A 19,554-nucleotide genomic window follows, 5' to 3' on the forward strand; every position below is an offset into this window, starting at 1 on the left:
GTGGTGCGTACGGGGGTCGGGGCGCGGGGCTCAGGCGTGGAAGGGCAGGCCGGCGTCGGCGGCGAGCTCCAGGTCGTCGCCCTCGGGCGGCGGCAGGAGGGTGGCGGAGCCGTCGCTGACCGGGACCACGCCGAGCTCCAGGAGTTCCGCCATGGCGGCGCTGCCCGCCATGTCGCGGACCTGGAGCTGGTAGCGGGGGGTGGTGCGGTAGGTGCCGCCGGAGTCGTCGCCGGTGCGCTGGAGGAAGCCGGACTCGGTGAGGAAGGCGGCGGCCTTGCCGACGATGCCGGTGGTGGAACCGGCGAGGCGGCGGGCGTCCTTGGTGGCGCCGGTCGCACTGCGGCGGGCGTAGACCCGCCAGGCGGCCTCCAGGCCGGGGGTGTCGGAGGCCGGGTCGGTGTTCTCGCCGAGTTCCTCGGCGCGCTCCTCCAGGCGGCGGCAGGTCTGCCGGACGAAGGAGTCGACAGCGTTGACGGTGATCCGGCCGATGTAGCCGTCGTCGGCGAGGTCCTCGGGGCGGGGGAAGGCGAGGGCGGCGACGGCGAGGTGGGCGAGGCCGTGCAGGAAGCGGTCGCCTCCGTCGGCGGCCGTGCGGCGGGCGTAGTCGCCCATCCGGACGGCGAAGACGGAGTCCTCGTCGGCGGCCACCGCCATGCCGGCGCGCGGCGAGACCTCCAGCACGACGAGGCCGAGGCCGGTGGCGACGGCGTCGGCGAGACGGCCGAAGGCGGGCTCCTCGCGGTAGCGGCGCAGCAGTTCGGCGTACTCGGCGTCGCGGGCGGGGAGCAGCTTGGGCTGGAGCCCGAAGGCGACGAGCCGGGCCGCGTCGGCGGCGTCGGCGGGGGTCACGGCCGCGGCGCCGGTCGCCGGCGCCGGGCCCGGGGCCGCGTCGGGATCGCCCCACGCGGGGGCTTCGGCGTGGTGGTCGCTCACGGGTGGTGCCTTTCGTGTGGTGCGGTGGATTCGACGGCGGGCGGCGGGGTGACGGCCGCCCCGCCCCGCGCGGCTCTCGGCGGAACCCGGCCGCCCGGCCGACTCCCGGGACGGCAAGCCCCGGACTTCGCCCCCGACGTGGGCGTGCTCCCACTCGTCGGCCCGGGCAACGGCCCGGCGCAGGCGCCGAGGGGCGCGGCCTGCGTCACGGCGACGGACCGGGAAGACATCCGAGCGACCGGCGCGGGGGGCACCGAGGACGCCGGCGCGGCCGCCGTCGACATCGCGGACTCGGACCGCACGGTGGACGGCCGCCGGGGACGCGTCGTGGCGCAGGCGCCGACGGACGACGTGGCCCCCGGCACGGGAGCGACCGGGGCGACGGGCCGGGCAGCCGTCGGCACGGGGGCCGGCGCGGTGGAGGCGGGCGCGCGCCCCGGAATCGGGGCGGCGGACGGCTCGGGGAGGACCGTGGGGGTCGGCCGGGGCGGGGTCACGACGCCTCCGTGCGGGCGGCCGTCATGGCGGCGGCGTCGAGGAGGGCCGTGCCGACGATCAGGTCGGCACCACCGAATTCCGGGTCGTCCAGCTCGGTGCCGTCGTCCACCGCGAACAGCAGGCGCTCCTCGCCCTGCCGGTACGCCGTGCCCACCGCCGGGCTCGCCGCGTGGACGGCCAGCAGCGCCACCAGGTACGGCAGTTCGGGGTCGCTGCGCCGGGCCTGCGCCAACAGGCCGGACAGCCGGCGCGGCGCGTCGTGCGGGAGGTCCAGGAGCGCCATGGCCTCGGCGAGCTGCTCCTCGCTGAACCGGCTGTCGTCCGGGGTGGCGATCAGGTCGGGCTCGGGCATCTCCACGCCCAGGTGCTCGCGCTCCACCGGCGGCGTCAGCAGGATCTCCACCAGGTCGGCCACCCGCACCGAGACGGGCGTGCGCAGCCCCGCGCCCCGGGCGAAGAACGCGTCGGTGACCCGGGTGGCCCGTTCCAGCGGCATCGGCAGCACGGGGGCGATCAGCTGCCCGTACAGGTCGATGCCCGAGCGCGGCGCCGGCGCCGCGAAGGCCTGCCGGTCCTGTTCGGCGCGGAAGAGCGGGCCCGCGTCCAGCAGCCGCGACTGGAGCTGGGTGTGCCGGCGGATGCAGTCCTTGACGATGTCGACCAGCTCGGCGGCGCGCCGCTTGTTGTCGGGGTCCTCGGCCTCGTCGCGGGCCTTGCGGATGTTGGTGAGGATGGCGTTCTCGTGCCGGTAGCGGTCGGCGACGTGTTCCAGGGCCTCGGCGATCATGTCCGGGACGGCTTCGAGCCAGTCCACGGCCCGTACGTTGCGCCGCGTCGCGTCCAGCGTCCGGCGCAGCGTCTCCGCGTACTGGACGGTGCGGTACCGGGCCTGTTCGGCGGCGAGTTGGGCGTCGGCGAGCCGGCCGCGGCTGATCAGCACCTCCAGCTTGACCTCGGCGGCGATCTGCGCGCTGGTGACGTCGGTGTCCAGGGCGCCGACGAGCACGTTCACGGCTTCGTCGGTGGTGCGCAGGTACACCGCCCCGCCGTAGCCGGGGACTTCCTCGATCAGCTTGAAGTCGTAGTCCCTGCGGACGTAGACCCCGTCGGGGCCGAAGGTGCCGTAGATCGCGCGGAAGCCCCGGTCCACGCTGCCGACGTTGATCAGGTTCTCCAGGACCCAGCGCGCCACCCGCTCGTGCTCGGCGGTGGGCCGTGCGGGGGCCTGGGCGGCGACGCGCGGCAGCAGCCGGGCCACTATCTGCTCGTGGTCGGCGCCGGTGTCGAAGTCCATGTTGAGCGTGACCAGGTCGATCGCGGCCAGCGCGACCTCGGCCATCGCGTAGACCCCGTACTCGCCGGCCAGATTGGCCTTGCGGACGTCGAGGTCGTGCAGCGGGGCGGTGCAGGCGAGGGCGCGCAGCCGCCGGGCCAGGCCCTCGTCGGCGGCCGGGCCCGGCGCCGGGGAGACGAGGGGCTTCGCCGGGGCAGGGAGAGTCACGACGGAAAGACTAGGCGCTGACACGGACAACATCCCAAACGGCACGGTTCGGCCGGATCCTCCCCGGGGTCCCGGCCGCACGACGCCCGTTGCGGGCAGGGCCTGTTCTACGCTCACCGCATGGCCCCCGTGATCACACCCGTCATCGACCTCAACGCCGATCTCGGCGAGGGCTTCGGGCGGTGGACGCTGACGGACGACGAGGCGCTGCTGTCGGTCGTCACCAGCGCCAACGTGGCCTGCGGCTTCCACGCCGGGGATCCCTCGATCATGCGGCGGGTCTGCGAGCTGGCGGCCGAACGGGGCGTACGGATCGGGGCGCAGGTCTCGTACCGGGACCTGGCGGGTTTCGGGCGGCGGGCGATGGACGTGCCGCCGCGCGAGCTGGCCGACGAGGTGGCCTACCAGATCGGCGCGCTGGAGGTGTTCGCCCGGGCGGCCGGCTCCGCCGTCTCGTACGTGAAGCCGCACGGCGCGCTCTACAACCGCACCGTGCACGACGCGGGCCAGGCGGGCGCCGTGGTCGCGGGGGTGCTGCTCGCGGCCGGGCCGGGCGGGCTGCCCGTGCTGGGGCTGCCGGGTTCGCTGCTGCTCGCGGCCGCCGGGGAGGCCGGGCTGCCGGCGGTGCCGGAGGCGTTCGCCGACCGGGCGTACACGGCGGCCGGGACGCTGGTGCCGCGGGGCGAGCCGGGGGCGGTGCTGCACGACCCGGACGCGGTGGTGGCCCGGGCGGTCGGGATGGCGGCCGAGGGGGTCGTGACGGCGGCGGACGGGTCGGCGGTCCCGGTGGGTGCGCGCTCGTTGTGCCTGCACGGGGATACCCCGGGCGCCGCGGGCCTCGCGCTGCGGGTGCGGGAGGCGCTGGGCGCGGCCGGGGTACGGGTGGAGGCGTTCGCGTGAGGCCGCTCGTCGTGGGCACCGGGGCGCTGCTGCTGGAGACGGACTCCGCCGAGGAGGTCGCCGCGCTCCACGCCGAGCTGCTGCGGCGGCGCGGGGAGCTGGGCGGCGTACGGGACATCGTGCCGGCCGCGCGGACGGTGCTGCTGGACGGGGTGGCGGATCCGGCCGGGCTGGGGGCCCGGATCGCCCGATGGGAGGTGCCCGCCCTGGCGGGGTCCGAGGGGCCGCTGGTACGGGTCGCGGTGCGCTACGACGGGCCGGACCTGGCGGAGGTGGCCGCGCTGTGGGGCGTGGGCGCGCGGGAGGTGCCGGGGATCGTCGGCGGCATCGAGTTCCGGGTCGCGTTCTGCGGTTTCGCTCCCGGCTTCGGCTACCTGACGGGGCTCCCGGCCCGTTTCCACCTGCCCCGCCGGGCCACGCCGCGTACGTCCGTCCCGGCCGGCTCGCTGGCCCTGGCCGGCGAGTACGCGGGGGTCTACCCGCGCTCCTCCCCCGGCGGCTGGCAGCTCATCGGGTCGACGGACGCGGTGGTGTGGGATCCCGCGCGGGAGCCGGCGGCGTTGTTCGCGCCGGGGGTGCGGGTGCGGTTCGAGGAGGCGGGCGGGTGAGCGGGCTGCTGGTGCTGCGTGCGGGGGCGCTGACGACCGTCCAGGACCGGGGGCGCCCGGGGCTGGCGCACCTGGGTGTGCCGCGGTCGGGGGCGCTGGATTCGGGGGCGTACGCGCTGGCCAACCGCCTCGTGGGCAACCCGGCGGGCGCCGCCGCCCTGGAGACCACGCTGGACGGGGTGGCGCTGCGCGCGCGGGGCCCGGTCACGGTGGCGGTCACGGGCGCGCCCTGCGCGGTACGGGTCTCAGGGCGCCCGGCGGCCTGGGGGGCGCCGGTCCGGCTGCGGGCGGGGGCGGAGCTCGATGTGGGCCGGGCGGAGCCGGGGCTGCGGAGCTACGTCGCGGTGCGGGGCGGGTTCGCCGTCCCGCCGGTGCTGGGCAGTCGCTCGACGGACCTGCTGTCGGGGCTCGGGCCGGCCGTCCTGTCGGCCGGGACGGTGCTGCCGGTGGGCCCGGCCGGGGCGGAACCGGTGAGCGGGGCGGACGCCCTGGGGGTGCCGGGGCCGCCGCCGGTGCTGGTGCTTCCGCTGCGGCTCGGGCCGAGGGCCGACTGGTTCGAGGCGGCTTCGGTCGCGCGGCTGCTGCGTTCGCCGTACCGGGTGTCGGCCCGGTCGAACCGGATCGGACTCAGGACGGAGGGCGGGCCCCGGCTGGTCCGCCGGCGGGGCGGGGAACTCCCGAGCGAGGGCATGGTGCTGGGGGCGTTGCAGATCCCCCCGGACGGCCTGCCGGTGCTGTTCCTGGCCGACCATCCGGTGACGGGCGGCTATCCGGTGCTCGGCGTGGTCCCCGCCGGCCGCCCCCTGGACGCGGCGGCCCAGGCGGGCCCGGGCCTGGAGGTGCGGTTCGTCCAGGCGTAGCCGGCATACCCCCGGCCCCCCGCTCAAGGCGCGGGCCGTCTCGTCCGGCCCTCCCCCGACCCGCGCCATCGGGCACCGCACCTCGCCCGCAGCCACCGCCGAAACCCGGGAACACCCACGACGCGGAACCCCCTCCGCCTCGCGTGCCCGGCACCGGGCGAGGCGGCCCCGGCCGGGCAGGATCCGCGAGAGACGGCCTGACCGGCCGCCCCGAGGTGCTTGCGCTACACCGCCGACTCCGGGGCGATGCGGCTGCGGACCGCCGACTGGACGTCTTCTTCCTCCGCCGGGTCGGCCGCCAGGCGGCGCAGGCGGGGGGCCACGCGGGCGTCGGCCGTCTCGGCGTGGCGGGCGGCCACCTCGCGGGTGGTCTCCTCGCAGTCCCAGAGGCATTCGACGGCAAAGCCGGCCGCGAAGGAGGCGTCCGTGCTGGCCAGGGCCCGGGCCGCACGGCCGCGCAGGTGGGAGGAGGAGGTCTCGCGGTAGATGTGGCGCAGCACCGGCGCCGCGCAGCCGATCGCCAGGCGGCCGGCGCCGTCGACGAGGGCGAAGAGGCGCTGCGTGTCGGGGCCGTGGCCGCGGACGGTGGAGCGCAGGGCGCCGAGGACCAGCCGGGCGTCTTCGGCCGAGCCGCGGGCGGCGAGGAGGGCGCCGGCGGCGCCTCCGAGGGCGTCGGGGCGGTGGACCCACTGCCGGGCCCGCTCGACGGCCGCGGGGCCGCACATGCGCTCGTAGGCGGCCACCGCGGCCTCGTCCCCGGCGGCTTCGATGAGGTCCAGCACCGCCGGGTTCTCCGGTTCGGAGAGGACGAGGTGGTGCAGGGCCGTGGCCCGGGCGGCCTCGCCGTAGGCACCGGCGGCGGCGGCGAGGACGGCCGGGCGGTCCTCGGGCGCGGCGACGGCGGCCAGGCACCGGGCGGCCGGCACGTGCAGCGGGGTGCCGCGGCGCAGTCCGTCGGCGGCCCACTCGAAGACGGCCTCGACGCCCCAGCCGGGCTGGGGGCCCCTGGGGGTGAGCTGGCGCTGCCAGCGGTCGAAGGAGCCCTGCTGCCGGGCGGCGCGCAGCCGCTCCCCGTAGGCGGCGCTCTCCTCCCACAGCCGCCAGGGCCGGGGCTCGTAGGCGTCGCGGACCGCGGCGGCCAGCAGCGCGCCGCCCTCCTCCGTGGCCGGGAAGCGGGCGAGCACGGGCGCGGCGAGCGACCGCAGGCCTTCGTCGTCGTCGCGCAGGGCGAGTTCGTCCAGGGCCCAGGACCAGTTGGCGCCGCAGGCGGCGTAGCGGCGCAGCAGCATCAGCGCATCGTCACGGCCGTAGGCGGCGAGGTGGCCCAGTACCGACAGGGCGAGGCCGGTGCGGTGCTCGTCCTCGTCGAGGAGGTCGTCGGCGGCGAAGAGGTGGGCTTCGATCTCGCCGAGGGGGCCGTCGAGGTCCAGGTAGAGACGGGCGTAGTACAGCGAGCGGTTCTCGACCTGCCAGTCCTGGCGCGGATCGCTGATGACGCACTGGTCGAGGGCCGCGAGGGCCTCTGCCCTGGGCGCTGCGAGCGCGTGCAGCGTGCCGTCGCCGCGGCCCCGCTGGAGGAGCCCGAGCAGGGTGCCGCTCGGCGCTATGACTGGTTCGAACATGGGAATGGCCTCAAATCAAGCTGGGGACGCAACCGGGAATCGGGATTCACAGGGCCGCGTAACAGCATGTGAGGACGTTCGCCGTCTTGTTCCGCTCGATGTAGACCATTGCCTTCTCACTCTCGTCGGTGCTTCGCGATCAGTACGGCCGGTTCGGCGGGGGTGGGCGGAACGGCGTTCGTGTCCAGCCCGCTCCTGCCCGTCCGTCATGTCCGCGAATCGAATCCGACGCCATGATGACCCAGGCGGTTTGTGCGCCGCGACCACATTTACGTCTCCCGTGACCAACCCGTGAGGTCCGTGAGGGGTCGGGGCCCGCCCGGTACCGGCCAGAAGCGGACTACTTGGCTCCGAAAAGTTCCAGCAGGTCGGCCTTGGCGAACATGCGCGCCGTGTCCACGGCGGAGGGGGTCCCGGCGTACGGGTCGGCCCCGCCGGCGAGCAGGGCGCGGATGACGGCCTCCTCGCCCTTGAAGACGGCGCCCGCGAGGGGGGTCTGCCCGCGGTCGTTGGCGCGGTCGGCCTCGGCGCCGCGGGCCAGCAGGGCGGTGACGGCTTCGGCGTGGCCGTGGTAGGCGGCGAGCATGACGAGGGTGTCGCCCCGGTCGTTGGTGAGGTTCGCGGGGACCCCGGCGTCGAGGTAGGCGGTCAGCGCGGCGGTCTGGCCCTGCCGGGCGAGGTCGAAGATCTTGGTGGCCAGCTCGATGACGTCCGCGTCGGGAACGTCCTGGGAGCCGGAGCCGTCCGGGGTGTGCTCGCTCATGGTTCGTACCGCCTTTCACTCACTGTCGTCGGCAAGAGTTTCCCCAGGCCGGAGGGGCGGGGAGCGTACGGAACTGCGTCCGTACGGGTGAATCGCCAGAGTAGCGCCCGGGTCCGCACATGACGGGGGCGACCTGAGGCAAAGATCACCCTTGGCCCGGTTCACCCCGGCCCTTTTCACCCGTCCGCCGCCGCTCCGACGGCCCCTGACCGCTCCGCCGCCGACGCGCCAGCCGGGAGCGGCCAGTCAAGTGAAAGGCGCCAGGATTCACCCGGATGCACCTTTTGTCGCATTGATACTTTCTGTGAGCCTGGAAGAACTGATGGTGACCGTCCCACGTCCCCACCCACCAGGAGAAGTCGTCATGGTCCTGTCCATCTCAGGCGTCGTTCTGCTCGGCATCATCTGCTTCCTCTTCTTCAAGAAGGACGGGATGAAGCTGACCCACGCGTTCGTGTGCTCCCTGTTCGGCTTCTTCCTCGCCGGCTCCGCCATCGCCCCGAGCATCACGGCGAGCACGGCGAGCCTCGCGAGCCTGCTGGGCGGGATCAAGCTCTGAGCCCGCCGTACGCCGTTCAGGCCGGCCGGCCCGGGCCGGCCTGACGGGCCGTCCGTCCCCGCACCCGCCCTCGAAACCCCCCGTCCCGAAACCTCCCGCCCGAACCCCCCGTCCCGAAACCTCCCGTCCCCGACCGCACCGTCCCGCCACACCACAACTCCAGGAGACGCCCGTGGCCCGGCGCCCACTCCCCCGCATCCTCATCAGCGGCACCACGTCGCTGACCCGGGGTCGCGACCTCGCCCGCACGGCTGCCGACAGCGCGACGGACGTACTCCATCCGCTGATCGTCGTCGGGCGGGGCCTGCGCGTCCTGGCGGCCGCCGGACGGCGCAAGTGGGCCGACACCCCCAAGGACAAGCGCGGTCCCGCGCTGTTCCTGGGGGCCGCCGTCGTCCTCGTCCTGGCGCTCGTGCCCTACGGTCCCCTCCTCGGCCTGATCACACTGATGGCGGCGGCCGCCTGGCACGGGCGGGCGCGCACCCCGGTGAAGACCGGCCCCAGCGACGCCGAGACCGAACGTCTGCGCTCGCTCTACGAGGCCCTCGTGCCGTACTTCTCCGTCCCGGAGGACCCGAGTCCCCTGTTCACCCACGGCGGGAGCTGGGACCAGGCGTTCAGCGACCACACCTTCGACGGATCGGGCCGCGTCACCCGCCTGCGCATCCGCTACCCGGCCTACTTCGCCGACGGCGAGCCCGCCGCCCGGGCCCGGATCGAAGCCCTGCTGCACGCCAAGTCCGGGCGGGGGCGGGAGTACCTCTTCGCCTGGGACGAGGAGGGCAACCAGCTCGACCTGCGGGTCCTGGAGGCGCTGCCGACGGGCATCGCCGCGCAGCCGTTCGTGACCGCCCCCGGCGAGATCGTCCTCGGGTTCACCGATGCCGTGAGCGTGCAGCGGACGCTGCCCGTCCTCGCGGGTGACGAGCCGCGTGACGTGCCGCCCGTGATCTGGCGCACCGGGCCCCGCTCCACGGAGCCGCACCTGCTGGCGGCCGGCCAGCCGGGCAGCGGCACCACGACGCTGCTGCGCTCGATCGCCCTGCAGGCGCTGCGGCACGGCGGCGAGGTGGTGGTCGTCGAGGGCGCGGGCAGCGGTGAGTACGCGTGCCTCGCCGGCCGGGCGGGCGTACTGGCCGTCGAGTGCGGTCCGAGCGGGGCGCAGGCCACCTTGGAGTGGGCGGCGCAGGAGACCGAGCGGCGGCTGACCGCCGCCCAGCGGGCCCGGGAGTCGGGGGGCGCCATGCCCGAGGACACCCGCCGCCCGCTGTGGATCCTGCTGGACCGGCCCAGCGTGCTCGCGCACCTGGCGGCGGCCGACGAGGGGCACGATCCGCTGGGTCGGCTCCAGGTGCCGCTGCGGCACGGGCGCGGCGTGCACGTCACCGTGGTGGTGGCCGAGCAGTTCGACCAGCTGGACCTGCTGGGCGACGCCGTCTGGCAGCACACCCGGGCCCGCGTCGTGCTCGGTCCCGCCGGGATCCAGCAGATCGCCGAGGTGCTGGGGCTGCCGCCGCACACGACGCCGACGGCTCAGGTACCGCCGGGCCGCGGGTACGCCCGGCTCGGGGCGGGTCCCGTCCTGCGCCTCCAGGTGCCCTCCACGCCGGACCCGTACGACGACGCCGCGTACCCGGCGCACCGCCAGGCGGTCACGGAGCTGCTGCCGGAGCGGACGGAACGGCGCGCGCCGAGGCCCGCCGCTGCGCAGCACGCCACCCCGGCCGTCCCGCTGCGCATCGTCCAGCCGCCGCCCCAGGCGCAGGGCCCGTCCATCGACGCCGGGCCGGGCGGGAGCGGCGCCACGGAGGTACGCGAGGAGCCGCAGCCGGTGCGGGAGGTCCCGGCGGAGACGCCGAAGGCTCGCGGCCCCTGGCCCGTGGGGCCCTGAGCCGACCGCATCCCGCCGCGGCCCGCGGGCGGCCCGCGGGCCGCCTAGGCGACGAAGGTGCGTGGCGGCTCCGCCCCGCTGCCGCCCGCTCCCGTACCGACCAGCCGGGCCGCCGCCGCCAGCCGGGCGGCGGCCTCCTCGGCGACGGGCCCGCCCACGGTGAACGGCAGCCGGACGTATCCCTCGAACGCCCCGTCCACACCGAACCGGGGGCCCGAGGGGACCCGGACGCCGACCCTCTCCCCCACCTCGGCCAGCCGCGACCCGGACAGTCCGCCCGCTCGGGCCCACAGCGTCAGACCGCCCTGCGGGACCTGGAACTCCCAGTCGGGCAGTTCCCGGCGCACCGCCGCGACCAGCGCGTCCCGGTTGTCCCGGGCCTGGACCCGGCGGATCCCGACGGCCTCCTCCCAGCCCCCGGTGCGCATCAGCCAGTTCACCGCGAGCTGCTCCAGTACCGGGGTTCCGAGGTCGGCGTAGGCGCGCGCCGCGACCAGGCTGCGGATGACGTCGGGGGCGGCGCGGACCCACCCGATGCGCATGCCGGCCCAGAACGCCTTGCTGGCGGAGCCGACGGTGACGACGGTGGAGCCGGCCGGGTCGAAGGAGCACACCGGGCGGGGCATGGCCAGTGCGGGGTCGAGCTGGAGTTCGGCCATGGTCTCGTCGGCGACCAGGACGGTGCCGGCGGACCGGGCCGCCTCGACCATGGCGCGGCGCTGCTCGTCGGAGGCCAGCGCGCCGGTCGGGTTGTGGAAGTCGGCGACGACGTAGGCGAGGCGCGGGGCGGAGTCGCGCAGCACCTGGCGCCACACGTCCATGTCCCAGCCGCCGAGCCCGGAGGCCATGGCGACGGGTACGAGGCGCACGCCGGCGGCGCGCATGAGCTGGAGGATGTTGGCGTAGGAGGGCGATTCGACGGCGATGCGCTCGCCGCGGCCCGCGAAGAGGCTGCAGATGGCGTCGATGGCGCCCATCGCGCCGGTGGTGACCATGATCTGCTCGGGCATGGTCGGGATGCCGCGTTCGGTGTAGCGGTCGGCGAGCATCCGGCGCAGCGCGGGCAGCCCGGCGGGGTAGTCGCCGTGGGTGTGGGCGTAGGGCGGCAGCTCCTCCAGGGCTCCCTGGACGGCCTTGGTGAGCCAGGGTTCGGGTGCCGGCAGGGCGGCGCAGCCGAGGTCGATCATCGAGCCGAGCGACTCGGGCGGCAGGGGTTCCAGGCCGCGGGCGGGCAGCGGGTTCCCGGCGGGGACGGCGGTCCAGCTGCCGGCGCCGCGCCGGGATTCGAGGAAGCCCTCGCCGCGCAGCGCCTCGTAGGCGGCGGCGACGGTGGTGCGGCTGAGGGTGAGCGCGACGGCCAGCTCGCGCTCGGCGGGAAGCCGTGCGGCGACGGGAACGCGGCCTTCGAGGACGAGGAGGCGGATCCCGTCGGCGAGCACGCGGTAGGCGGGGGGCTTGCGGGCGCCCGGTACCGGGGGCCGGTCCTGCTGCGAGGTGATCAGACGGGCGAGCTGTGCGGCACCGACCGCCGAGGTCCACTGAGCCATGGTGTCCGGTCCACCTTCATCGAATTGGCAGCGACCGGCCGGTTCCGGGCCGGTATTGGATTGCCCCTGCGGGGTCAGGGTGTCATGGAGCGGTCCCTTCGGGCCAGGTGGGCCGGCGTGTCCGGCCACGTGGACCGGCGTGTCCGGCCACGTGGACCGGCGCGTCCGGTCAGGTGGACCGGTGCGTTCGGTCAGGGCCCCCGCGCGTTCACCCTGCGTCCATGCGGCCGCTCCCGCCCCACCGGTGACAACGGGCATACTGCCGCCGTGACGCACGTACGCCTTCGCCATCCCTATCTCGACCACCCGGCGCCGATCCCCTTCGCGCACCGGGGTGGTGCGGCCGACGGTCTGGAGAACACCGCGGCCGCCTTCCGGCGGGCCGAGCAGGCGGGCTACCGGTACTTCGAGACCGATGTGCACGCCACCGCCGACGGCAAGCTGGTCGCCTTCCACGACGCCACCCTGGACCGGGTGACGGACGCGCGGGGGCGGATCGCCGAACTGCAGTGGAAGCAGGTCAAGGCGGCACGGGTGGGCGGGACGGAGCCGCTGTCGCTCTTCGAGGACCTGCTGGAGGAGTTCCCCGGGGCCCGCTGGAACGTCGACATCAAGGCCGAGTCCGCGCTGTACCCGCTGGTCAACCTGATCGCCCGGGCCGGGGCCTGGGACCGGGTGTGCGTGGGCTCCTTCTCGGAGAGCCGGGTGGCCCGGGCCCACAGGATCGCGGGTCCGCGGCTGGCGACCTCGTACGGGGTGCTGGGCGTGTTGGGGCTGCGGCTGCGCTCGTACGCCATCCCGGCGGCCCTGCGGGTGGGCGCGGTCGCGGCGCAGGTCCCGGAGAGCCAGGCCGGCGTACGGGTGGTGGACCGGCGCTTCGTACGGACGGCGCACGCGCGCGGGCTCCAGGTGCACGTCTGGACCGTGAACGAACCGGAACGCATGGAGGCTCTTCTCGACCTCGGTGTGGATGGCATCATGACCGACCGGATCGACATCCTGCGCACGGTGCTGGACCGCCGCGGAGCCTGGGCCTGACCGCCCGACGGGCCCGTTCGCGGGCCCGGACGGCCGCGGCGGTACGGGGAACAGCGAGGGGGACACCGGATGACGGCGCAGACGACGGACGAAGCGGAACCGGGGGCGGAGGACGGCAGATCCGCCGCCTCCCGCAAGCGCGAACAGCACGGCTGGTACTTCTACGATTTCGCCTGCTCGGTCTATTCGACGAGCGTGCTCACGGTGTTCCTCGGCCCCTACCTGACGGCGGTGGCCAAGGCCGCGGCGGACGCCGAGGGCTATGTGCACCCGCTGGGCGTCCCGGTCCGGGCCGGGTCCTTCTTCGCGTACGCGGTGTCGGTGTCGGTGATCGCGGCCGTACTGGTCATGCCGCTGGCCGGTGCGGTGGCCGACCGCGGCGGCCGCAAGAAGCCGCTGCTGGCGGCCGCCGCCTACACCGGCGCGGCGGCGACCACCGGGATGTTCTTCCTGAGCGGGGACCGCTACCTGCTGGGCGGGCTGCTGCTGGTCGTCGCGAACGCGGCGCTGGCCGTCTCGATGGTGCTGTACAACGCCTACCTGCCGCAGATCGCCACGGCCGACGAGCGGGACACCGTCTCCTCGCGGGGCTGGGCGTTCGGGTACACCTCGGGCGCGTCCGTGCTGGTCCTGAACCTGGTGCTGTTCCAGGGCCACGACTCCTTCGGCGTGTCCGAGGGCACGGCGGTACGGATCTGCCTCGCGTCGGCGGGCCTGTGGTGGGGCGCCTTCGCGATCATCCCGCTGCGCCGGCTGCGCGACCGGGCGGTGGTGCGGGAGCCGGGGGCTGCGGCGCCGGTCAGCGGCTGGCGGCAGCTGCTCGCGACGCTGCGGGACATGCGCCGCTTCCCGCTGACGCTGTCGTTCCTGCTCGCGTACCTGATCTACAACGACGGCGTGCAGACCGTGATCTCGCAGGCGTCGGTCTACGGGTCGCAGGAACTGGGGCTGGAGCAGTCGACGCTGATCGTGGCGGTGCTCCTCGTACAGGTCCTGGCGGTGGCGGGCGCGCTCGGGATGGGCCGGCTGGCGCGTGCGTACGGCGCCAAGCGCACGATCCTCGGTTCGCTGGCCGCGTGGGCGCTGACCCTGGCCGCCGGCTACTTCCTGCCGGCGCGGACCCCGGTGGGGTTCTTCGTGCTGGCCTCGATGATCGGGCTGGTGCTGGGCGGCAGCCAGGCGCTGTCGCGGTCCCTGTTCTCGCACCTGGTACCGGCGGGCAAGGAGGCCGAGTACTTCTCCGCGTACGAGATGAGCGACCGCGGACTGAGCTGGGTGGGGCCGCTGGTGTTCGGCCTGACGTACCAGATGACGGGCAGCTACCGGACGGCCATCATCTCGTTGGTGGTGTTCTTCGCACTGGGTTTCGTGCTGCTGGCCCGGGTGCCGGTGCGGCGCGCGGTGGAGGCGGCGGGCAATCCTGTTCCCGAACGGCTCTGAGCCCGACGGCCCGGGACGACGGCTCCGGGAACGAATTCGGAACGAATTTCGACGTTGAAGCAAAGGGCCGGTAGTGTACGCCTTTGGCCTGCCAGGCGGACCGTTACTGCGCGCACCCGAGGGATGGGCGCTGGGTGACATCTGCTGCCAGATGTGACAAACCGGGCACTGGTGGGTACAACAAGGGGCGGCACGACGGGCGACGCACGACCCGGAGCGGGAATCTATACCGCCGACCGGACGTTGACCGGATGACGACGACAGCGACACCTGTCCTGTGGGCGATAAGCCCGGGAGGCACGATTCATGAGTGAGCGAGCTCTCCGCGGTACGCGGCTCGTGGTTACCAGCTACGAGACGGACCGCGGCATCGATCTGGCCCCGCGCCAGGCGGTGGAGTACGCATGCCAGAACGGACATCGATTTGAGATGCCGTTCTCGGTTGAGGCAGAAATTCCGCCGGAGTGGGAGTGCAAGGCGTGCGGCGCCATGGCACTCCTGGTCGACGGGGACGGGCCCGAAGAGAAGAAGGGCAAGCCCGCGCGAACGCACTGGGACATGCTCATGGAGCGACGCACCCGCGAGGAACTCGAGGAAGTGCTGGCCGAGAGGCTGGCGGTCCTGCGTTCCGGCGCCATGAACATTGCCGTGCATCCGCGGGACAGCCGCAAGTCCGCCTGACACCCGGACGCAGAACGAAGCCGAGGGCCCCCGCCACTTCCTGTGGCGGGGGCCCTCGGCGTGTTCGCGCGTCTCAGGAGGCCAGCGGCGGCCGGTAGCCCGAGTCGGGGCCGGAGGGTCCGGGGGTTCCCGAGGGGCCGTGTCCGGGTTGCGCCCGGTCCTCGCGGACGACCTCGCCCCGGACCACCTTGCCGTCGGGCTGGTGGATGCGGACCTGCTGGTACGCGGCGCCGAAGCCGCCGGAGGCCGAGGTCATCGAGCGTTCCAGGGAACGGGCGAACCGGCGCGCGGCCAGCGCCCGCACGGGCGGCAGCAACAGGAGCAGGCCGACGGCGTCGGAGAGCAGGCCCGGCAGGATCAGGAGCAGGCCGGCCAGCATGACCAGCGCGTTGCCCTGGCCGGGCTGCTGCGCCGTGGGCGCCTTGCCCTGCTGGGCCTGCTGGAAGCCGGCCGTCAGGTTCCGGAAGGCCCGGCGGCCCGCCCGCTTGATGACCACACCGCCGAGCAGCATCCCGCCGATGACGAGCAGCGCGACGGTGAAGCCGCCGGCCGCGCCCGCGACCAGGCTGAGCAGCCAGATCTCCAGGATGAACCAGGCGGCGAGCGCCAGGGGGAGGAACGTACGGGCGGCCGAGCGCCGCCGGGGAGCAGTCGAGGTGCCGGTCGTCATGACCCCAGTGTGCCCGGGTTGGCGTAAAAGCGGCCTCAGTCGGAGGTACCGGACATCCCCTAAGGGGGACCCGGAGCGCTCGGCGGCCGGGGGCGCTACGCCTCGGGCCGGCCGGTGAGCCTGGCCGTGCGGGCCTTGATGCCCCACTGCGTGACCCGCCACAGGGCCTCGACCACGATGTCCTTGCTCATCTTGCTGTCGCCGAACTCGCGCTCGACGAACGTGATGGGGACCTCCACGACCTTGAAGCCCTTGCGGACGGCCCGGCGGGCGAGGTCGACCTGGAAGCAGTAGCCCGCGGAGGCGACCTCCTCCAGGCCCAGCCCCTCCAGCGTCTCGCGGCGGAAGGCGCGGTAGCCGCCGGTCACGTCGCGGATCGGGACGCCCAGCATCAGCCGGGAGTAGGTGGAGCCGCCGCGGGAGAGGACCTCGCGGCTCTTGGGCCAGTTGACGACCCGGCCTCCGGGCACCCAGCGGGAGCCCAGGACCAGGTCGGCGCCGCCGAGCGCGGTCAGCAGCCGGGGCAGTTCCTCGGGCTGGTGGGAGCCGTCGGCGTCCATCTCCACGATGACGCCGTAGCCGCGCTCCAGGCCCCAGGCGAAGCCCGCGAGGTAGGCGGCGCCGAGCCCTTCCTTGCCCTTGCGGTGCAGGACGTGCACGTGGTCGTCGGAGGCGGCCAGCTCGTCGGCGAGCTTGCCGGTGCCGTCGGGGCTGTTGTCGTCGGCCACGAGGACGTGCGCCTCGGGCACCGCGGCGCGGACCCGGCCGACGATCAGCCCGATGTTCTCCGCCTCGTTGTACGTGGGGATGATCACCAAGGTGGTGCCGAGGGGCCCGTAGGTCCGTTGTCCGCCGTCGCTCACTGGGTCCCCTTGCATGCTTCTCGTCCAGCCCCGCCTCGTCCGTCCCGTCACAGCGGGACGATTTTAGAACAGGGATCGGGGCCCGCGGTCCTTCGGGCCGGCCAGGCTCCCGCTGGCTGCGGGTGACCGTGGCCGTTGTCTACTGGACCGCCGGGCCCCGACCTGAGGCCACCCTCCCCCAACTGCCGCTGGGGGCGCCCGCACCGGCGAAACCTTCCCTCGCCCCCGAGGCGCGGGCGCGCTGGGCGGACGGATCCGTCCGGAAGGGACGTCCTGTGGTGGACCCGGCCGAACCTATCCGGGTCGGGCCGCCGGTACCGAACCGAGGCCCACCGGATCACCCCTGTGGCCGTACGAATACCTCCCGGCCGCCCACGACCGTGGCCAGGCACACGGGCAGATCCGCGCCGGGCGTCAGGTCGGGCAGCCCGGGGGTGCCCGAGCGCGGATCCGTCGACCAGCGGGCGACCCGGTCGTCGGGGGCCTGCACCACCAGTTCCTCCGTGCGCCAGACGGCGTAGTCGGCGGGAGCGCCCGGCACGAGGGTGCCCGCGTCGTCCCGGCCCAGCGCCCGCCACCCGCCGCGGGTGTGCGCGGCGAAGGCGGCCCGTACGGAGATGCGGTGCTCCGGGGTCCGGTGGAAGGCGGCCGCGCGCACGGTGCCCCAGGGGTCGAGGGGGGTGACGGGCGCGTCCGAGCCGAAGGCGAGCGGCACCCCGGCCTTGAGGAGGGCGGCGAAGGGGTTGAGGGTCCTGGCCCGGTCGGCGCCGAGCCGGTCGGCGTACATGCCGTCCTCGCCGCCCCAGGCCGCGTCGAACGCGGGCTGCACGGACGCGGTCAGCCCCAGCTCCGCGAAGGCGGCGATGGTGGCCGGGGTCATCATCTCGGCGTGCTCGACGCGGTGGCGGGCGGCCCGGATGCGGGCGAGGCCGACCTTCTCGGCGGCCGCGCGGACCCCTTCGACGACGGCGCCGAGGGCCGCGTCGCCGATGGCGTGGAACCCGGCCTGGAGACCCGCCTCGGTGCAGGCGGCGACGTGCGCGGCCACGTCGGCGGCGTCGAGGTAGCCGGCGCCGGTGTGGGCCGCGTCGGCGTACGGGGCGTGCAGGCAGGCGGTGTGCGAGCCGAGGGCGCCGTCCACGAAGAGGTCGCCGGCGGCGCCGGCCGCGCCGAGTTCCCTGGCGCGGTCGATGTCGCGGTCGGCCCAGTAGCCGAAGACGCGCGGGCCGCGGTGGTGGGCGGCGAGGTCGAGCAGGGAGGCGAAGTCCTCGGGGGAGGAGATCTCGGGGCCGCCGCACTCGTGGACCGAGCCGATGCCCAGGGAGGCGGCACGGTCCAGGGCGGCGCGCTGCGCCTCGGCGCGCTGGGCCGGGGTGACGGCGTCGAGCGCCGCCCGGCGGACGGCGTGGTGGGCGTCGCGGGTCAGCGGCTCGTCGCCGGCCGGGCGGACGCCGGGGACGAGGTCCAGCAGGGCGGTGGTGACGACGGCGGAGTGCACGTCGACGCGGCTGAGGTAGAGCGGACGGCCACCGGTGGCCTCGTCGAGTTCGGCGCGGCGGGGGGCGCGGCGCTCGGGCCAGCGGGCGGCGTCCCAGCCGTGGCCGAGGAGCACCCGGTCGGCGGGGCGGCCGGCGGCGTGCTCCCGAACGAGGGCGAGGGCCTCGGGGAGGGAGCGGGCCGCGGAGAGGTCCAGGCCGGTGAGGGCGAGGCCGGTGGAGGTGGTGTGGACGTGGGCGTCGGTGAACGCGGGGGTCACGAGCGCCCCGTCGAGGTGGACGACCTCGTCCACGCCCTGCGCGAAGGCGTCGGCGGCGCCTTCGGAGCCGACCCAGGCGATGTGGCCCCGCTCGACCACCATCGCGGTGGCGAAGGGGTCGGCGGGGCTGTGCACCTCGCCGCCGCGGAGCAGGACGGTGCGGGGGGTTCCGGAGGCGGTGCGGTCAGTCATGCCCCCAGTTTCGCTGGTCGCCCGCCCCCGCCCGGACACGCCCCCCTCGCGGGCGGCGAGCGGCGCGGGACGGGGCGCCCCCGGCTCCGGGCGGTGCCGGGGGCGCCCGGACGGGGCCTGCGGCTCACACGCGGGGCGGCCTGGCTTCGTAGGGGGTGGACAGGACCACGGTCGTACGGGTGGCGACGTGGGCCAGGGCGCGCAGGCGCCCCAGGAGGTCTTCGAGTTCCAGGGGCGTGGCCACGCGCACCTTGAGGATGTAGTTCTCGTCGCCCGCGACGCTGTGGCACGCCTCGATCTCCGGGACCCCCGCGAGCCGCTCGGCGATGTCGTCGGGGGCGCTGGGGTCGAACGGTTTGACCGAGATGAATGCCGTCAGCGGCAGCCCGACGGCCTCGGGGTCGACGACGGCCGCGTAGCCGCGGATGACTCCGCGCTGCTCCAGGCGGCGTACTCGCTGATGGACCGCCGACGTGGACAGTCCGGTGGCCTTGCCCAGATCCGTGTAGCTCATCCGCCCGTCCCGCACGAGCAGATCCACGATCTGGCGGTCCAGCTCCTCCATTGCGCTCATAGCCGCTCAACCTATTGCCCAGGACCGCTCCAGGCACAGCGGTGTCCACGGCGAAACGGCACCTGCGGCAGGCATGTGACCAAGGCCACAGGGGTATGGATGCGTACGCCCGGCTCTCGTGGTTACTCGTGCCGCGCGACGGGAAGTGCTTGCTGTGGCCGTGGCCGAAGAAATCTGCCCGCCCGGCCCACCCAAGGGGGAGTACATCCATGCAGAACACCAACCGTGCCGACCGCGTGAGCGAAGCCGCGTATTCCGAGTACGCACAGGACGCGGACGACGGGGAGTACCTCGAAGACGCCGACGGGTTCGAGATCCACCATGCGGTCTGCCCCGACTGCGGCCAGTCGATCGCCCTGGTCGCGGACGAGGAGTACCTGCCGGAGCACGCGCTCTGCCTCACCCCGTGGAACCCGTTCGGGCTCACGGTGTGCGCGGGCACGGGCCGGCCGGCCTCGGAGGCGCTGGCGACCGTGGGCGCGTTCCAGCCGGACGCGCAGGAGCTGGACCCGGTGGTCATGCTCACGCTGCCGCAGGGGCTGGACTGGCGGACGCAGCCCTTCTCGCACGTCGGCGGTCCGGGCTCGCGTCCGGTGCGGATGACGGCGACGGTGCTGCCGCCGCAGATGCGTCAGCACGCGCAGGCCGCCTGACCGGC

Annotated in this window: 18 protein-coding genes; 9 read left to right on the top strand and 9 right to left on the bottom strand. The window is 74.9% G+C overall.

Annotated features, from left to right (window positions below; all coding sequences use genetic code 11):
- Positions 1-30 precede the first annotated feature (30 nt).
- Both ACIA6C_RS30425 and ACIA6C_RS30430 read right to left on the bottom strand, forming a co-directional pair.
- On the bottom strand, positions 31-933 hold the full coding sequence (locus ACIA6C_RS30425; RefSeq protein ID WP_399280727.1) for a hypothetical protein: 903 nt from the start codon (positions 931-933) through the stop codon (positions 31-33).
- Between the two features lie 493 nt (positions 934-1,426).
- On the bottom strand, positions 1,427-2,965 hold the full coding sequence (locus ACIA6C_RS30430) for a hypothetical protein (RefSeq protein WP_399280856.1): 1,539 nt from the start codon (positions 2,963-2,965) through the stop codon (positions 1,427-1,429).
- 87 nt (positions 2,966-3,052) lie between these two features.
- Between ACIA6C_RS30430 and ACIA6C_RS30435 the strand changes: the two genes are divergently transcribed.
- From ACIA6C_RS30435 to ACIA6C_RS30445, 3 genes are read left to right on the top strand one after another with little or no spacing between them, the layout of a single operon-like run.
- Positions 3,053-3,832, top strand: a complete 780-nt coding sequence (locus ACIA6C_RS30435; RefSeq protein WP_366083091.1) for a 5-oxoprolinase subunit PxpA — start codon at positions 3,053-3,055, stop codon at positions 3,830-3,832.
- Entirely contained in the window at positions 3,829-4,440 is a 612-nt protein-coding gene (locus tag ACIA6C_RS30440) for an allophanate hydrolase subunit 1 (protein WP_366083093.1), read from the top strand. Before ACIA6C_RS30435 ends, ACIA6C_RS30440 begins: the two co-directional genes overlap by 4 nt.
- Positions 4,437-5,300 (top strand): biotin-dependent carboxyltransferase family protein, encoded by an 864-nt coding sequence (locus ACIA6C_RS30445; RefSeq protein ID WP_399280729.1) that lies wholly within the window; start codon positions 4,437-4,439, stop codon positions 5,298-5,300. Before ACIA6C_RS30440 ends, ACIA6C_RS30445 begins: the two co-directional genes overlap by 4 nt.
- Before the next feature lie 224 nt (positions 5,301-5,524).
- Here ACIA6C_RS30445 and ACIA6C_RS30450 read toward each other — a convergent pair whose 3' ends face one another.
- Together ACIA6C_RS30450 and ACIA6C_RS30455 are read right to left on the bottom strand one after the other, a co-directional pair.
- On the bottom strand, positions 5,525-6,922 hold the full coding sequence (locus ACIA6C_RS30450; protein WP_399280731.1) for a HEAT repeat domain-containing protein: 1,398 nt from the start codon (positions 6,920-6,922) through the stop codon (positions 5,525-5,527).
- Between the two features lie 340 nt (positions 6,923-7,262).
- Positions 7,263-7,685, bottom strand: a complete 423-nt coding sequence (locus tag ACIA6C_RS30455; protein ID WP_361139908.1) for an ankyrin repeat domain-containing protein — start codon at positions 7,683-7,685, stop codon at positions 7,263-7,265.
- 364 nt (positions 7,686-8,049) lie between these two features.
- On the opposite strand from ACIA6C_RS30455, the gene ACIA6C_RS30460 reads away from it, so the two are divergent.
- Both ACIA6C_RS30460 and ACIA6C_RS30465 read left to right on the top strand, forming a co-directional pair.
- A complete protein-coding gene (locus tag ACIA6C_RS30460) occupies positions 8,050-8,244 on the top strand; it encodes a hypothetical protein (RefSeq protein ID WP_030031218.1) in 195 nt (64 codons plus the stop codon).
- 172 nt (positions 8,245-8,416) lie between these two features.
- Positions 8,417-10,135 carry a hypothetical protein gene (locus ACIA6C_RS30465; protein WP_399280733.1) on the top strand — a complete coding sequence of 573 codons (1,719 nt, stop codon included), beginning with the start codon at positions 8,417-8,419 and terminating at the stop codon, positions 10,133-10,135.
- A gap of 44 nt (positions 10,136-10,179) precedes the next feature.
- Here the strand turns inward: ACIA6C_RS30465 and ACIA6C_RS30470 are convergent, their stop codons facing one another.
- Positions 10,180-11,682, bottom strand: coding sequence for a PLP-dependent aminotransferase family protein (locus ACIA6C_RS30470; protein WP_366081836.1), 1,503 nt, complete (start codon positions 11,680-11,682; stop codon positions 10,180-10,182).
- A gap of 267 nt (positions 11,683-11,949) precedes the next feature.
- Between ACIA6C_RS30470 and ACIA6C_RS30475 the strand changes: the two genes are divergently transcribed.
- From ACIA6C_RS30475 to ACIA6C_RS30485, 3 genes are all read left to right on the top strand, one after another.
- On the top strand, positions 11,950-12,720 hold the full coding sequence (locus ACIA6C_RS30475; protein ID WP_399280735.1) for a glycerophosphodiester phosphodiesterase: 771 nt from the start codon (positions 11,950-11,952) through the stop codon (positions 12,718-12,720).
- Between the two features lie 69 nt (positions 12,721-12,789).
- Complete coding sequence (locus ACIA6C_RS30480) at positions 12,790-14,160, top strand: MFS transporter (RefSeq protein ID WP_399280737.1); 1,371 nt, start codon at positions 12,790-12,792, stop codon at positions 14,158-14,160.
- A 306-nt stretch (positions 14,161-14,466) separates the two neighbouring features.
- The gene (locus ACIA6C_RS30485) at positions 14,467-14,841 is read left to right on the top strand and encodes an RNA polymerase-binding protein RbpA (RefSeq protein WP_007262928.1); all 375 of its coding nucleotides are present in this window, start codon (positions 14,467-14,469) and stop codon (positions 14,839-14,841) included.
- Between the two features lie 73 nt (positions 14,842-14,914).
- Here the strand turns inward: ACIA6C_RS30485 and fxsA are convergent, their stop codons facing one another.
- The 4 genes from fxsA to ACIA6C_RS30505 form a co-directional block, all read right to left on the bottom strand.
- A complete protein-coding gene (fxsA, locus tag ACIA6C_RS30490) occupies positions 14,915-15,511 on the bottom strand; it encodes an FxsA family membrane protein (RefSeq protein ID WP_399280739.1) in 597 nt (198 codons plus the stop codon).
- Positions 15,512-15,606: 95 nt separating this feature from the next.
- Positions 15,607-16,389: a polyprenol monophosphomannose synthase gene (locus tag ACIA6C_RS30495; protein ID WP_361139890.1), complete on the bottom strand. Its 783-nt coding sequence runs from the start codon at positions 16,387-16,389 to the stop codon at positions 15,607-15,609.
- 322 nt (positions 16,390-16,711) lie between these two features.
- Positions 16,712-18,322, bottom strand: a complete 1,611-nt coding sequence (locus ACIA6C_RS30500) for an amidohydrolase (RefSeq protein ID WP_399280741.1) — start codon at positions 18,320-18,322, stop codon at positions 16,712-16,714.
- 124 nt (positions 18,323-18,446) lie between these two features.
- A complete protein-coding gene (locus ACIA6C_RS30505; protein WP_168713945.1) occupies positions 18,447-18,887 on the bottom strand; it encodes an Lrp/AsnC family transcriptional regulator in 441 nt (146 codons plus the stop codon).
- Between the two features lie 218 nt (positions 18,888-19,105).
- Here ACIA6C_RS30505 and ACIA6C_RS30510 point away from each other — a divergent pair, with 218 nt between their 5' ends.
- On the top strand, positions 19,106-19,549 hold the full coding sequence (locus ACIA6C_RS30510) for a hypothetical protein (protein ID WP_361139884.1): 444 nt from the start codon (positions 19,106-19,108) through the stop codon (positions 19,547-19,549).
- Positions 19,550-19,554 lie beyond the last annotated feature (5 nt).

The organism is Streptomyces sp. NPDC051578 (genome assembly GCF_044454045.1).
In the GTDB taxonomy this organism is placed as follows: Bacteria; Actinomycetota; Actinomycetes; order Streptomycetales; family Streptomycetaceae; genus Streptomyces.